Source organism: Oleiphilus sp. HI0086, assembly GCF_001635225.1.
Genome location: NZ_LWFZ01000731.1, coordinates 1 through 14,405 on the forward strand (window position 1 = coordinate 1; position 14,405 = coordinate 14,405).

The following is a 14,405-nucleotide window of genomic DNA, read 5'->3' on the forward strand; positions in this document are numbered from 1 at the left end:
CAAAGTTTCTAATGGATGATTTTAGAGAAAGCATGGATAACCCCTGAAAGTTAATTTTAAAAATGACCTAATGGACCAATATGGCGAAGATGATATTCTAAATGATAAGTATTATCAATAAGATTTATAGTCTAGTCAGTGATTAGGCTTTCATATCGTTTATCTGTCAGTAGTTTTAAAAATGCGACTAGCGCATCAATACGCTTGTCATCTAGCGCAGGGCCTGATTGAAGTTCCTCAAAAGAGATTGTTTCGTGGAATTCTGGCTTATCCCAGCTTTCGCCCGTTTCTGGGTTTATCTGACGCTTGGCGCTTTTGGAGTTATATTTGTTATAGAAGTCGATAACTGTTCGAAGCTCTTTAAAAACACCGTTGTGCATGTAAGGGCTGGTGACGGCGACATTTCGAAGCGTTGGTGTTTTGAATTTTCCTTTATGCTTTTCATCGTGGACTTGAGCGTTCGCGAGTAGACCTATATCGACATAGTCTTCGTCGAGCTTGTTTTGTTTTCGAACAGCAAGGTTTGTCGGTATACCAATGTTGTGATACTCATAATTGCTGAAGGTTTCATCCGGCGCGGTTGGGCTGCTTCGTAATTGGTGGCATTGGTTACAGTTGGTGAATTGCTGCGAGAAGAATAAGGTCATTCCAAGTTCTTCTTGCTTACTAAGTTCATATTCGCCTCTTAAATAGCGGTCATACTTTGAGTCGAAGGGAGAGAAAAAATCGGTTTTTTCAAAGGCTGCGATGCTTTCGGCCATGGCGTCATAGAGCTTCCCCGGTTTACTTAATATGTCTTTTCCAAATAGGCTAGAGAAGGCTTGTTTATAGACCTCCGATTCAAGTAGACGTGCTTGCATACTTTCTTTGTTAGGTATACCCATTTCGATACCTGCGAGTGGAGGACCTTTCGCTTGGTCAGCCAGTGTTGCTGCTCGGCCATCCCAGAACTGTCCTCCAACATGCTTTCCTTTCTTATTAACATGAAAGATAGGAATCTGGTTCGCATAGCTGCTGGTTGGTGCGCTACGGTCACCAAAAGATTGTTGATCGTCACCTAACGAAACCATTCCTTCAAGGTGAGTATGCCTTGTGTCATGTGTGCGCTTATCGACAAACCCTGTCGCAGGGTTATGGCAGCTAGAGCAAGATTGAGTCCGGTTTAATGAAAGGTTTGGGTCGAAGTAGAGTAGTTCACCTAGGGCTTCTTTAGAGTTTATTTGTGCAAGGGCAATGTGGCTGGAACAGATTGCTATCAACATGAATAGACTTAACGCTAGCTTGGAATGGCCTTTCCGGTATGTGAAAAAGACTGGCAGGGGGCGGGCTGTGTTCATAGTTAGAGATTCCGGTCTAAGCTGGTAATGTGGGTATTAGATATATAAATGATAATTAATACAAGGTGAGAATAATTCCTGTTACCATTTGTTGATCCAAGTCAATTCTGTAAGTTTGTGTGAGTGTAAGTGGTGAGATGTAAGTTCAGTATTAGCTAATGTAGCCTTGTGCGCTAAGGCACAAGCTTTATAACGACTGACACGCGGTGCGTAGGCGGTAGATAGGGTAAGCTTAAAACATATCAAATTTAGGAGTTTCTTGTGTCTTCCATACCTTCAAAATTACTTATGCTGAAAACCCTTAGTGAAGTGCCGCGTAGTGAGTATTCTGATGTTCGAGTACCTAAGAATTTAAATAATACGAAGGAAAGGTTGGGCTTTTTAAAGATGCTTAGGCAAAAGCCGAGTGCGCAACAAAAGGTTAGTAGCGCCAAACCCAGGTTGTTAACCTTTAATGCGGCGGTTTGGTTGAGTTTGGCGCAAGCAGCGAAAAAACCGGTATCTCTTTGGTTAAGCTACAAAGATGCACAGGGAGAGAATACGATCTTGGTTGACGAGCAGTGTATGGGAGAATCTAAGTCTGCAATGTTATCTGGTAATGTGAGCTTTAAGGTGAGTGGAAATCTAGAATACCTGAGGGCTTGCTGTGGAGGGGTAGATGAAAAGCAGAGTCTGGTTGTCGAAGAGCTGCATGTAAGACGCTTAAAGCAAGAGATAACTTATCCTGGCCAGCTGGCGCAAACAGCTTAGCGTTTTACAACAAAAAAACGCAACTAACAATTGGGGTCATTAGCTGCGTTAAAGGGTAAAAGGAAAAGAAACTTAGCTTAGTATTAAGCCATAGCTTCTTGTGCAGTAGGCTTGGAATATTTAAGTACCCGTCCTACAACAGTTTTATACTGGCTTGAAAAGCTTCCCGTATTGTAAGGGATCTGATATTTCTCACAGATCTTCTGAACTTCAACAGCCATTGCTGGGTAATGACGTGCTGGCACATCTGGATATAAATGGTGTTCGATTTGGCAGCTCAAGTGACCTGTCATAATATGGAATAACTTGTTGCCCTCTAGATTTGAAGAACCCAGTATCTGACGGAAATACCATTCACCTTGTGACTCTCCCTGAATTTCTTCTTCAGTAAAGGTATGAGCGTCTTCGGTAAAGTGACCGCAAAAGATAATGGTAGAGGTCCAAAGGTTTCTAAGGATATTGGCAATTAAGTTACCGAGTAATACTTGCCCGGCCACAGGCCAGCATAGTAAAGGAAAGAATATGTAATCCTTGAAGGTTTGACGGCCGATTTTGCTAAAGAAATCTTTCTTTAATTGCTTGCGGCTAATTGGCAGGGAACTTGTCTCGCGGCGCTTGCCCATAAAGATTCTTTCTGCAGCGACTTCGTGGTAAGCAATCCCTGCTTCAAAGAAGGTGCTAAGCCCTAGGTAGCTGAATATCTGCCAGCGGTTTTTTGGCCGCCAAGGCAGGTCATCGCTAAGACGGAATATGCCATAGCCAAAGTCACGGTCTTTGCCGATAACATTTGTATAAGTGTGATGCTCGTGGTTGTGATAGCGCTTCCAAGAGCCCGAGTCTCCCGCAATATCCCACTCGAATTTTCTGGAGTTAATGTTAGGGTCATTCATCCAGTCATATTGCCCGTGCAGTACATTGTGGCCAATTTCCATATTGTCCAGAATCTTTGCTAAGGCCAACAGTAAAACTGCCAACACCCATAATAGGGGGCTTACAAAGCCCATTACCATTAGGATTCGGCCAGCAATTTCACTGCCGCGTTGAATTGCGATTAAACGTCGAATGTATTTTGCATCACTTGCGCCCACTTTCTTAAGGGTGTCTGCGCGAACTTTGTCCAGCTCTTCTGCAAAGCCGTCTAAGATTTCTCGGGATGGCTTCTGAGTATTGTTCGGATTCATAATGTCTTCCTGATTAATCTCTTAAAGTTCAAGTTCTACTTTGCCAACCGGCACCGAAACACAAAGCTGTATTTCTTCTTCTCCGGTATCCGAATATTGTTGGGTTCGCGTATTGAAGACTCGCCCGGTCTTCTTTTTACAAATACACTGGTGACACACGCCCATTCGACAACCCGCAACGGGTTTTAAACCTTGGTTCTCTGAGATTTCCAGCAGGGTAGCTTTGTCAGACTCGATAAACTGCTGAGGGTCAAAGGTGACTTGCTTTCGAGAGTCCAGGTAATCGACTTGAATCAGTTCATCGGCATCGTCTGCATTCATTCCCTCAAGAGATAAAGGCTGTTGGCCGAAGTATTCAAAGTGGATATCTGCTTCAGGAACCGTATTGGACGTTAGAAGCGATTGGGTAATTTCAATCATTTTCCCAGGCCCACATACGTAAAATTCTTTTTCGCTGATGTCTTCTACAAACATTTCCAGCTGCTGCTGATCTATTCTACCTTGGTGGTCACTATAGATAGTTGTTACCTGCAAACCCTTCGCTTCAAGGTGAGAAAGTTGCTCGGAAAAGAATAGGGATTGGCTATTATTTACATAAAAGAGCAACTGAGCCTGCTTATACCAAGCGTTGCTCTGGTATTCGTTCAGCATTGAAAATATGGGGGTTAGTCCGCTTCCGCCTGCAATAAATACTTTGTCTTTTACTGAGTTGCTTAGTTGGAAATCACCTTGGGCTTCGGATAAGTAAACAGTGTCACCACTTTTCAAAGCTTGGTTGAGCCATGGCGTTACAGCACCTTCTTCATTTGCGCGTATGGTTAAGGTGATTTCACCTGTGCGAAGAAAGTGTTTAGGCGAGCAGGAAAGGCTAAAGGTACGTGTTAGCATTGCGCCATCTTTTTCAACGCTTAGCTGTACATATTGTCCGGCATTAAAACCAGTCCATTTTTTTTCTGGCCTTAAAGTCAGCGTGTAGATGTCATCTGTTTCATTTCTTATGAAGAGTACTTGAGCACTAGTTCTTCCGTGACGCCAATTTGGGCGAAAAACCTGAATAATGGGCTCTAAAAAGACACCAAAGCTACCGGTATTGGTAAGTTGGCGGCTTAAGAAGCCAATAGCTTTCTGAGCGATTGTTTGCGATTCTGCTATAGGGCTTTCGCTGTTCATCCCTTTAGACATAGTGACCTCCTACTAAGTTCGAGGTACAGTTGTACGCTTTTTGTTCTATTATGTCTAGAATTGTCAGTCGCATAAGTATGATCATCTAATTTAGGTGGCCGAATTTTTTGGTAGTGGAGATTGTAGCAATTTAATTTGTGCGGAATATTTCATATCTGTGTAGTATGCCCATTTATTTATTAACGAATCTTGGGGATACCATGGCGCTGAAGTCCACGATCTATAAAGTTACTTTGCAACTAAGTGACTTTGATCGAGATCATTACCAAAGCTACTCGCTTAATGTTGCACTTCACCCATCTGAAACCATTGAACGTATGTTGCTTCGTTTGCTTGCTTTTTCATTGTATGCAGATGAAGCGCTAAGTTTTACCAAGGGTTTATCGACTGATGATGAGCCGGATATCTGGCTCAAGTCTTTATCCGACGAAATAGAGTTGTGGATCGACTTGGGCTTACCTGATTTAAAACGTATCCGTAAAGCTTCAGGTCGCTCAGATAAAGTTGTTGTATTGGCTTATGGCGGACAAAAGGTTGCCCCCTGGTTCGACGGGTTAGCAAAGGATTTGAAGCGTATAGCTAATTTGTCTGTCTTGCGTGCAGAGATGGCTGATATCGAGCCACTGCTTGCGCATGTCGAAAGAACGATGGAGCTCGTTGTGATGATTCAGGATGGAAGTTTGAATGTAAGCTTGGGGGAGAGTGTTGTTGACTTGAATATCGAGCGGCTGCTTGGCGAGGAATAATTGTCTTTTGCGATGGACGAATATAGCTGCAATCGGTTAATCTCCGTGTATCTAATGTATTGAAACGAGGAGAAAAACATTGAGCAATACAAAAATCATTACGCCAGACTTGTGCGACGAGTACCCGGATTTAGTTCAGGTCTTGGAACCGATGATGAACAATTACGGTGCAATCGATGCCTTTGGTGGCGAAATTGTTACGGTAAAGTGTTTTGAAGATAACTCTATCGTCAAAGAACAGGTGGGTTTACCTGGCGAAGGGCGAGTGATGGTTGTTGATGGCGGTGGTTCAATGCGTAATGCCTTGTTAGGTGATATGTTGGCTGAGAAAGCAGCTGCGAACGGCTGGTCTGGTTTGGTTATTTACGGCTGCATTCGTGATGTTGATGTGATCGGGCAGACGCAGCTAGGTGTTCAGGCAATGAACACTAATCCGCGTAAAACTGAAAAGCGTGGTATTGGTGATCTGAATGTTCCGGTCACCTTTGGTGGCGTAACCTTTACACCAGGTCACTACGTTTATGCCGATAATAATGGTGTTATTGTTTCGCCTGAAAAGTTGGAAATGCCAGCCTAGTAGAGACTTTAGCGAACACATAAAAAAGCCCGTGAGAAAAACGCTCACGGGCTTTTTTATGTGCTTATGAAATTGCTTCGCCTAACTCGCGATTTCTACAATTTCTGCGCCTACTTGAAAAGTATTTTCGTCGACCTGTGTGCAGCGTAGTACTTTTACGGTTGCATCCAGAGCGGGAAACGCATCGTTGCTTGAAGGAAGCGATGTCCGGCAAGTTGCTCCTGCTGTTAGTTCTTCTTCTACTTCTATTAACATGCCTGCGCCACTAAGGTCACGGCAATAACCATTTACTTTGATGTCCGAGTTATCAACGGCTAGAGTGATTTCAGTATCGACTCTCATTCTGATGAAATCGCGTTTTTCATCCCAGGTACGGCTATACAGGTTATTCATCTATTCAACACCTCTTATGGATAAATGTCTCACCTTCATTTATATGTCTAAATATGGTTGCTGTCAAAGAGCAAAACCACAAGATATTCGACTATTAGCAATTGGTAAGATTCTAGTAATAAGTTGATGCGGATGAAATTCACCCCAGCGCATCAAGCTTGATGATACCGCTGGGGCAAAAGTTTTTCTATGGTGTGTTGCTCATTTTTAGAACGAAATGGGCAAATAATAGACTAAGTGTTTGTTTTTAAAGCAGCCTAAAAAATAAGCTTTTTTACGCCCAGCTATCATTTTTCTTAGAAGGTTTAATGATAGGAATTAATAAAGTTAGAATTACACCAAGTGTTACCAGGCCACCCCCGATTAACATCATGTTAGAATCTGACTTATCTTTTAATCTAAGATTCTCGGTTTGGATCAGTTCTAATTCGTTTCTAAGCTGCTCATTACTTTCTCTAAGCTCACGATTTCGCTTATCTAGATTAAGGGCATTGGCCGAAATAGACTTAATGTTCTTTAGCTCTTTGCTATTAGCATTAAGCTCTGAAGTGGTTTGAGTATGTTCTTTGCTAAGACTCTGGTGCTTCTTTTTCAAGTTGGCCAGTTGAGTTTGAGTTTCTTCGTAGTTAGCTTTTAGTTTAGCTAACTCCTGATTAGCTTGGGCTAGCTTAACTTTAGCAATAGGCTGCGCCGTTAGATATCTAGAAGGCAGATAGCCTTCTATGCCGCTTGGCGTTTTAACGTGTGCGTAGCCAGAGCTCAGCTTTTCAATAATTTCCAGCTTGGTGCCGCTCTTAAGTCCTTTGTGGACAATCCTAAACCCGACTCCTTCGCCGCTGCGTAAGGGAACTAAAAGGGTGTCGTCTATGTACATAGTTTCAGCTGATGCAGAGCTGATAGCCAACGCGAGTAAGCATATAGAGGCCGCGATCTTTGAAAGGAATGATGTTTTCACGATTTGTATCCTGTATTTCGTAGTAAGCCCGTTTTAAACAACGAGTCGTAAAGTCAGTAGCGTTAGCCCCGGTTTAGGTCGCTTGATAAGTGTTCTAACTAAGGTAGAACTTTCTTAAATGGTTTAACCGTAACGTTTTCATAAACGCCGGCTGCAACGTAAGGGTCTTGGTCTGCCCATGCTTGGGCTTCGTTTAAAGAACCAAACTCTGCTATTACCAAACTTCCTGTAAAACCTGCTTCACCTGGATCTTCCGAGTCAGTCGCAGGGTGTGGGCCGGCAACAAATAAGCGGCCTTGTTGTTTTAGTTCTTCTAGTCTTGCCAAATGAGCAGGTCTTGCAGATTTGCGCTTTTCTAAACTATTTTCGATATCCTGGGAGATAATTGCGTAGTACATGTGTTTCTCTATTGTTTCAATGTTTGGTCGTAGACTAATTAAAGCATTCTAAGGCTATTGATGGATGATGTCTTCAAAATCCAAGCCCGTTAATCGTTTTATGTGCTTAAAGAGGTAGAGCATTGCGTATATCATCACGATGACGCAGGGTATTGTAATAACCGGGTAGCTAAGCAGGTTCATTGTACCAAGCTCGTCATTGAACTCGGCAGTTCCCGAAGGGCTGACGACTATGTACTTTGCCAATGCATAGTTTAGAGCAGCGGAAAGCATGAAAGAGCCCGCTAGTATATAAGTGGCTGTTTTTAAGACACGTTCAAAAGCGCCTTGGTTATTACTTTTGTCGAGAGCTTCATCGACCTTATCAATTTGCAGAATCTTGTCGTTATAAATAAATGTTTTGACCAAGGGGTACTTGGTTTTTAGTGAAACAATCGTACCTATAGCAATGATCAATGGTATGCTGGCTTCTTTGATTGCAATATATTTTGCATCGAGTTCCAATAGGCCAATGCCGCTGGTGAGTAGAATGCTAATAAAGCCTAACGCTGGGATGAATCCGAATTTTCGCTCTTTGATGAACTGGTAAATACCAAAGAGTAGTGGGAAGGAAAGGCCAAAAATTAGTGCGTATACAGGTCCCAGGCTATCATCGCCGCTCAGATATTTTAGAATAACGGTAGGTAAAATAACGCAGATTGCGAGCTCAAGTAACAAATGACTGGTTTGCTGTTTTTGTGCAGGCTTCTTTGGCTGTGTTGAGGTGTCGATAGTATTTTCGCTCATAAGGTGATTGCGTTGTTCCGTATTAAAAGGTTGTACAAATAGTACGTGAATAAGCTTACAGGTTGGTGATTATATGTGGAAACTGTGAAGGTTCAAACTTACCATCTTTACATAACATGCTTTTATTAAACCTGAATGACACCAACCTTAGATAATCGTGGAGAGTTATGAACCGTTCGCCAATAGATTTACATTGCCATAGCCTGTCATCGGATGGCAGTTTGAGCCCTACAGAGCTTATTCAAAGGGCTGCGGCAAATGGTGTGAAACTCTTGTCTCTAACTGACCACGATACCGTCGCCGGTCAGCAAGAAGCTTTTGACGCAGCAAATGTTGAAGGGATTTCAATGGTGCCCGGAATCGAGCTTTCATGTGTTTGGGGAAACTTTACCATCCACGTTCTTGCCTACAACTATGACTTGAATTCGGGCTTGATGCAGGAAATTGAAGCAAAGCAGTTACAGTCACGTCATCAACGCGCAGAGCTAATTGCAGAAAAACTAGAAAAAAAAGGCTTTCCAGGCCTGTTAGATGCTGCTCGGGCTTTGACTCAGTCAGGGATCCCTGGCCGACCTCATTTTGCACAGGCGATGATTGACCTAGCTTATGTTAGCGATCATAACGAAGCCTTTAAAAAGTATCTGGGTGCGGGGAAGGTTGGCGATGTAAAAAGTTTATGGCCAGAGCTAAAAGACATGGTAAATAGTATTGTTAACGCAAAGGGGAGTGCTGTCGTTGCCCACCCCAGAAAATACAATATGACCCTGACTAAGCTGCGCAATATGTTGGTAGAATTTAAAGCGCAGGGAGGCGAAGGCATTGAGGTAGTTACCTCAGGGCAGAAGCAAGGGGAAGTCGGGATGCTTAGTGATTTGTGTCAGCGAATGGGGTTGAAAGGTTCAATCGGTAGTGACTTTCATTCGCCTGAATATCGCTGGGCTGAACTTGGGCGTATTCCTTCATTGCCAAAAAGTGTTCTGCCGGTATGGCAGGAGTGGGAGGCTTTTCAGTCTCTCGAGCTACAGTAAGAAAAGAACAATTCAAAATTATTAAGATTCATAAGGGCTCAAGTGATTAGAGTCTATAAAAAAGATGGAGAGAGAAAATGACACTATGTCCAATCGCAATGGTTTCTGGTTGTAAGTCTTGCCCGGTATTTAAGGTATGTCCGGGTAAATCAATAATTGGTGACAGCAAAAAGGAAGAGCCGGCTAAGCCAGAAAAGGAAGGATCTAAGGAATCATAAATGTTATAAGTAGGGGCTGCTGTGCCTCGCAGAGGGGTAGCAGGGGGCGACTCTTGGCTATTCCTCCTACTTGGCGAAATGTTGAAACGAAATAATTGACCTTTTTCTATGAATAATCTCCCTTTCGGAAGGTATCGTTTACCTTCATGGTGTCAGGCTTTGCTCGGTATTTGTCACCAATTACCGGTCAATAACTGGTTTGCTAAGCGTCTAGCCTTTCTAATGCGAAAGCCTGTATTGATGCGCAAGCAATCACCTATCGATGTTCAGGTAGAAGGTTTAAAGTTCAGGTTGTTTCCCAAAGGAAACTTATCCGATAAGCGCTTATTAACTATGCCTGGCTTGCTCGATGGCCAGGAGCGACGTTTTTTGGCGTCCGTCTTGAGTGATGGGGCTACAGTTCTAGATGTAGGTGCGAATATCGGCGGTTATGGTTTGCTACTTGCGTGGGAGCGGAAAGACCTAAAGCTTGTTGCTGTAGAGGCGCACCCAGAGCTCGCTGCTCGCTTGCAGCGGCATGTCGAATTTAATCAGCTTCAATCTCGCTGTAAGTGTTTGCAGCTTGCGGCTAGCCCGCAAAACTCATTGGTTAAACTCTATCTCGATGAGGTGAACCAAGGTTGTAATTCTTTGTCGGAAGGGGTTGAGCACCCTGAGAGAGTCAGCACTTCAATTGATGTAAAGGGTTTGACTATTAGTGAGATTTTGGCGCTTGCTGATATTGACAAACTCGAGCTGCTTAAAATGGATATTGAAGGTTTCGAGTTTCCTGTGTTGGAAAGCTTCTTAAATCACGCAGAAGAAGCTGCCTGGCCCAAATACCTGCAGCTAGAGCAGCATAAAGATGCAGCACTAAGCCCAGCGGTTTCTATGGCGCTATCGAAGGGTTATATAAAGGTGCTGCAAACCCGAATGAATGTGATTCTTGAAAAGCGCTAAAGGATAGATACGCCTTCTTTAGCGAGCATGTCGATTAGCCTAATCAAAGGTAGTCCAATCAGTATGTTTGGATCTTTGCCCTCAATAGACTCAAATAACGATATGCCCAAGCCTTCCATTTTAAAGCCTCCCGCACAATCATAGGCTTGTTCGCGTTCTATATAATTGATTAGCTGCTGCTCATTTAGCTTACGAAATTTGGTGGCGTAGCTTTCAACAGCGCTTTGATATTTGCCGGTCTTCGTATTGAGCAGGCACAAGCCTGTATAAAAGTATGCAGTTTTGCCTTGGCAGAGTGTTAGCTGCTCAAGATTGCGTTCTTTATTTAGGGGTTTTCTAAGTATTTGCTCGCCCAAGCATGCGACTTGATCAGAGCCAATGATTAGCGAATTAGGGTGGGATGCAGCCAGTGCTTGCGCTTTTCTTATGGATAAACGCTCGGCCATTTCCTTATAGTTTTCATTAGGGAGGTGAGACTCATCAATGTCAGGAGATGCACACTTGAAGTGCTGAATTATTTTTTCTAGAAGCGCCTTTCTATAGGTGCTGGAAGAGGCGAGTACGATGTCCATAGATATCCTTGTATTGCAGGAAGTTGCATTGCTAAAGCGCAGTGGCCAACAAAAAGCGCTTGTCTTTTTAAATCAATGTCAAAAATACACTTATTTCCTTTGACAATACAGGTCTTCGGCCCTAGAATTGCGCGCTTATGTCTGATCACTCGTTACCCAAGACGCTCGACCCCTTTAAATATGCAGACCAGAATAAGGATTTGCAGGGGCATATAGCGGTACATCTCATGTCTAGGCTGACTTCAATGTTAGTGGATTCTGAGGGTGTCGTTAATATTGACTTGGAATTTGGACGGGATGAGCAAAGGCTGCGTATATTGAAGGGCAAGCTTTCAGCTGAATTGAACTTGCTTTGCCAGCGCTGCTTACATCCGGTCAAAAAGACAATAAGTTCTGAGTTTCAGCTCGGAATTGTAATGAGTGACGAGCAAGCGCAAAACCTTCCGCGTGTTTATGAACCTTTATTGGTGGAAGATGAAAAGCTTGTTTTACTGGATGTGATAGAAGAAGAATTGATCCTGAGTTTGCCAATGTTCGCTTATCATGATGATTGCGAACCTGAAGAGTATAACGAAGGTGATATTGAAGAGAGTGTTGAAAGTGAGGTCGAAGAGACCAAAGAGAATCCTTTCAGCGTGCTTTCAGAACTGAATTTAAAGAAATAATCGGTGAGCTAAGCTCATCAATTGATTTGAAATACCCGCGGGAGAACAAATATGGCTGTTCAAAAAAGTAAGAAAACTCGTTCAAGACGTGGCATGCGTCGTTCACATGACGCGCTAGGCACTGCAACTTTATCTGTAGATCCAACTACAGGTGAGAAGCACTTGCGTCACCACGTTTCTGCTGACGGTTTCTACCGTGGCAAGAAAGTAATTGAGACATTAGAAGACTAGTACGTAAATACTAGTTTCTGAAGACGGCGAAATGTCTGTAGGAATCACCATTGCAGTTGATGCAATGAGTGGCGATGATGGCCCTCAGGTTGTTGTCCCTGCTGTTTTTGCCTATCTTGAAAAGCTTCAGTCAAATGATGCTTCTCAAGCGTCTCCGGCAGCCAGCTGCCAAAGCAAAGCCTTCAATATCATCCTTGTTGGAAAACAGGTTGAATTGGAGGCTTTGTTGCACTCCTACCCAGAAAATCCATCAATATCGATTGTTCACGCCGAAACCGTTGTCTCTATGGATGACCGTCCTTCTCGTGTGCTGCGCAGTAAGCAAGATTCCTCGATGGCTGTGGCACTCCAACTGGTCAAGTCTGGTCAAGCTCAAGCTTGTGTAAGCTCAGGAAATACCGGTGCTTTGATGTTGTTAGGGCGATCAATACTGGGAACCTTTCCCGGTATAGATAGGCCCGCGATTACTAAAATGTTTCCTTCTCAAGGTGGTGGCTGTTTCGTTCTGGACTTAGGTGCAAATGTTGATAGTTCGGCCGAACATCTTCTTCAGTTTGCAATCATGGGCCAAGTATTAGCAAAAATTACCAAAGGCGTTGAAAATCCCCGGGTGGCACTGTTAAATGTTGGCGGTGAAAGTATTAAGGGTAATGAGCAGGTTAGGTTAGCCGCTTCGTTAATAGAAGAAAGTGAAGCGCTCAACTATATCGGCTTTGCTGAAGGCGGCGATATCTTTCGTTCCTATGCAGATGTTATCGTTTGTGATGGCTTTGTTGGCAATGTGGCGCTAAAAAGTGCCGAGGGTGCTGCCAAAATTCTGCTTTCCGGTATAAAAGACTTTTTCAAAGAGTCATGGTACCGGAAGTTGCTGGGTCGTCTCATGCTGCCTTTGCTGGCAAAGACATTGAAGCAGCTAGACCCAGACACTCACAATGGGGCCATCTTCCTTGGTCTGCAAGGCGTTTTGGTTAAAAGTCACGGGCATGCTAATGCGAAGTCTTTTGAGCAAGCGATTGATCTTGCCTATAAAGAGGCGGAAGCTAATCTGCCGGAGCTGATTAATAGCGAGCTGGAAAAGGTTTTGCTATAGCGCTGGTCTTGGTGGCTATGCGTCGCTAATTATTTGAATATCCAAGTCAAACTATCTAAAAGGTGAATTTTGTGACAACTGTCTTTATGTTTCCCGGTCAAGGTTCTCAGTCAATTGGAATGATGTCAGATCTCTTGGCGCAGTCAGAATTAGCAGTAAAAACCTTTACTGAAGCGTCTGAAGCAATTGGAGAGGATCTTCAAGATATTGCGCTAAATGGGCCTGAAGATAAGATCAACCAGACGGAAATTACTCAGCCTATTGTATTAACGGCAAGTGTTGCGATGTGGCGTACCTGGATAGAAAACTCTGACATCCGTCCAGACTATGTGTGTGGGCATAGCTTGGGTGAATATACGGCCTTGATCGCTAGCGGCGTACTGGATTTTGAAGAGACGGTTAAGCTCGTTAACCTTCGTGGTAAGCTTATGCAGGGAGCGGTTCCTCTAGGTGAGGGCGGTATGGTTGCTCTTTTGGGGCTTGATGATGATAAAGCTAAAGAGGCTTGTAAAGAGGCAGCCCAAGGGCAAGTTGTTGCGCCGGCAAACTTTAACTCTCCTGGTCAGATCGTCATATCGGGTGCGACCGATGCGCTGGACCGGGCGATGGCTATCGCAAAAGAAAAAGGCGCTCGTCGTACTGCGAAGCTTCCTGTAAGTGTTCCTTGCCATTGTGACTTGTTACAGCCTGCAGGTGAAGAGTTGGCAAATGCAATGTCGAAACTGACATTTAAAGAACCCGGTATTCCTATTGTGCAAAATGTGAATGCTCAGGTAGCCACAAACCTGGAAGAGCTAAAGACAAATTTATTGGCTCATTTGCATAGCCCCGTACTTTGGTCACAATCGGTCACTAAGCTGATTGAGCTAGGTGCCGACACTTTCGTTGAATGTGGTCCTGGTAAGGTGCTAGCGGGCTTAAATAAACGAATTGATAAAACGGTTAACACGATGGCTATGTCAGACGTGAGTAGTCTTGAAAAAGTAGTTTCCGGTTTATCAGATTAAACATGCTGTATAGGGTGCGCGGTGCGCACCAAGTTAAAATACCAAAATAAAGAACAGGAAAATGGCAATGGAAAAGAAGGTGGCGTTAGTCACGGGCGCAAGCCGTGGAATAGGTCAGGCGATTGCTAAAGAGTTGGCCATGGATGAGTCCTTAACGGTTATTGGTACTGCCACAACAGAAGATGGTGCCTCGTCAATTTCGCATTATTTCTCAAAGTGGGGCTTGGACGGTGACGGCATTAAGATGGATGTGTCAGACCCAGAGTCGGTCACAGAAGGCATCAAACAGGTCACTCAAGCTTATGGTCCGCCTTTGATCGTTGTAAATAACGCCGGCATTACCCGTGATG

Annotated in this window: 19 protein-coding genes; 11 read left to right on the forward strand and 8 right to left on the reverse strand. The window is 43.7% G+C overall.

Features of this window, described 5'->3' with window-relative positions:
• Positions 1-131: 131 nt before the first annotated feature.
• Positions 132-1,262 (reverse strand): cytochrome-c peroxidase, encoded by a 1,131-nt coding sequence (locus A3756_RS12140; protein WP_068511209.1) that lies wholly within the window; start codon positions 1,260-1,262, stop codon positions 132-134.
• 336 nt (positions 1,263-1,598) lie between these two features.
• On the opposite strand from A3756_RS12140, the gene A3756_RS12145 reads away from it, so the two are divergent.
• Positions 1,599-2,087, forward strand: a complete 489-nt coding sequence (locus tag A3756_RS12145) for a hypothetical protein (protein WP_156490436.1) — start codon at positions 1,599-1,601, stop codon at positions 2,085-2,087.
• A gap of 83 nt (positions 2,088-2,170) precedes the next feature.
• Here the strand turns inward: A3756_RS12145 and A3756_RS26675 are convergent, their stop codons facing one another.
• Both A3756_RS26675 and A3756_RS26680 read right to left on the reverse strand, forming a co-directional pair.
• Positions 2,171-3,268, reverse strand: coding sequence for an acyl-CoA desaturase (locus A3756_RS26675; protein WP_068511207.1), 1,098 nt, complete (start codon positions 3,266-3,268; stop codon positions 2,171-2,173).
• Positions 3,269-3,289: 21 nt separating this feature from the next.
• Positions 3,290-4,450, reverse strand: coding sequence for a flavin reductase family protein (locus tag A3756_RS26680; RefSeq protein ID WP_068553587.1), 1,161 nt, complete (start codon positions 4,448-4,450; stop codon positions 3,290-3,292).
• 200 nt (positions 4,451-4,650) lie between these two features.
• Between A3756_RS26680 and A3756_RS12160 the strand changes: the two genes are divergently transcribed.
• Together A3756_RS12160 and rraA are read left to right on the forward strand one after the other, a co-directional pair.
• On the forward strand, positions 4,651-5,196 hold the full coding sequence (locus A3756_RS12160; protein ID WP_068511585.1) for a YaeQ family protein: 546 nt from the start codon (positions 4,651-4,653) through the stop codon (positions 5,194-5,196).
• 79 nt (positions 5,197-5,275) lie between these two features.
• Positions 5,276-5,773, forward strand: a complete 498-nt coding sequence (gene rraA / locus A3756_RS12165) for a ribonuclease E activity regulator RraA (protein ID WP_068511588.1) — start codon at positions 5,276-5,278, stop codon at positions 5,771-5,773.
• An 81-nt stretch (positions 5,774-5,854) separates the two neighbouring features.
• On the opposite strand, the gene A3756_RS12170 is transcribed toward rraA, so the two are convergent.
• From A3756_RS12170 to A3756_RS12185, 4 genes are all read right to left on the reverse strand, one after another.
• On the reverse strand, positions 5,855-6,166 hold the full coding sequence (locus A3756_RS12170; protein WP_068507473.1) for a PilZ domain-containing protein: 312 nt from the start codon (positions 6,164-6,166) through the stop codon (positions 5,855-5,857).
• Between the two features lie 274 nt (positions 6,167-6,440).
• The gene (locus A3756_RS12175) at positions 6,441-7,121 is read right to left on the reverse strand and encodes a TIGR04211 family SH3 domain-containing protein (protein ID WP_082865232.1); all 681 of its coding nucleotides are present in this window, start codon (positions 7,119-7,121) and stop codon (positions 6,441-6,443) included.
• Between the two features lie 98 nt (positions 7,122-7,219).
• Positions 7,220-7,519 (reverse strand): YciI family protein, encoded by a 300-nt coding sequence (locus tag A3756_RS12180; protein ID WP_068511593.1) that lies wholly within the window; start codon positions 7,517-7,519, stop codon positions 7,220-7,222.
• Positions 7,520-7,573: 54 nt separating this feature from the next.
• A complete protein-coding gene (locus tag A3756_RS12185; RefSeq protein ID WP_068511596.1) occupies positions 7,574-8,305 on the reverse strand; it encodes a VC0807 family protein in 732 nt (243 codons plus the stop codon).
• Positions 8,306-8,472: 167 nt separating this feature from the next.
• Here A3756_RS12185 and A3756_RS12190 point away from each other — a divergent pair, with 167 nt between their 5' ends.
• The 3 genes from A3756_RS12190 (at position 8,473) to A3756_RS12195 (ending at position 10,490) form a co-directional block, all read left to right on the forward strand.
• The gene (locus A3756_RS12190) at positions 8,473-9,333 is read left to right on the forward strand and encodes a PHP domain-containing protein (RefSeq protein WP_068553588.1); all 861 of its coding nucleotides are present in this window, start codon (positions 8,473-8,475) and stop codon (positions 9,331-9,333) included.
• Positions 9,334-9,410: 77 nt separating this feature from the next.
• Positions 9,411-9,551, forward strand: coding sequence for a hypothetical protein (locus A3756_RS27710; protein WP_197469960.1), 141 nt, complete (start codon positions 9,411-9,413; stop codon positions 9,549-9,551).
• A gap of 108 nt (positions 9,552-9,659) precedes the next feature.
• Complete coding sequence (locus A3756_RS12195; protein WP_082865233.1) at positions 9,660-10,490, forward strand: FkbM family methyltransferase; 831 nt, start codon at positions 9,660-9,662, stop codon at positions 10,488-10,490.
• Here the strand turns inward: A3756_RS12195 and A3756_RS12200 are convergent.
• The gene (locus tag A3756_RS12200; RefSeq protein ID WP_068506768.1) at positions 10,487-11,062 is read right to left on the reverse strand and encodes a nucleoside triphosphate pyrophosphatase; all 576 of its coding nucleotides are present in this window, start codon (positions 11,060-11,062) and stop codon (positions 10,487-10,489) included. The two genes, A3756_RS12195 and A3756_RS12200, sit on opposite strands and share 4 nt — an antisense overlap.
• Before the next feature lie 137 nt (positions 11,063-11,199).
• Here A3756_RS12200 and A3756_RS12205 point away from each other — a divergent pair, with 137 nt between their 5' ends.
• The 5 genes from A3756_RS12205 to A3756_RS12225 form a co-directional block, all read left to right on the forward strand.
• Positions 11,200-11,727 (forward strand): YceD family protein, encoded by a 528-nt coding sequence (locus tag A3756_RS12205; protein WP_068506765.1) that lies wholly within the window; start codon positions 11,200-11,202, stop codon positions 11,725-11,727.
• Between the two features lie 51 nt (positions 11,728-11,778).
• Positions 11,779-11,958 (forward strand): 50S ribosomal protein L32, encoded by a 180-nt coding sequence (rpmF, locus tag A3756_RS12210; protein WP_068506763.1) that lies wholly within the window; start codon positions 11,779-11,781, stop codon positions 11,956-11,958.
• Between the two features lie 31 nt (positions 11,959-11,989).
• Positions 11,990-13,048, forward strand: a complete 1,059-nt coding sequence (plsX, locus tag A3756_RS12215; RefSeq protein WP_082865234.1) for a phosphate acyltransferase PlsX — start codon at positions 11,990-11,992, stop codon at positions 13,046-13,048.
• Between the two features lie 86 nt (positions 13,049-13,134).
• Positions 13,135-14,055, forward strand: a complete 921-nt coding sequence (gene fabD, locus A3756_RS12220) for an ACP S-malonyltransferase (protein WP_068553589.1) — start codon at positions 13,135-13,137, stop codon at positions 14,053-14,055.
• A 67-nt stretch (positions 14,056-14,122) separates the two neighbouring features.
• Positions 14,123-14,405 (forward strand): SDR family NAD(P)-dependent oxidoreductase (locus A3756_RS12225; RefSeq protein WP_156490437.1); only part of this gene is annotated, 283 nt, incomplete at its 3' end.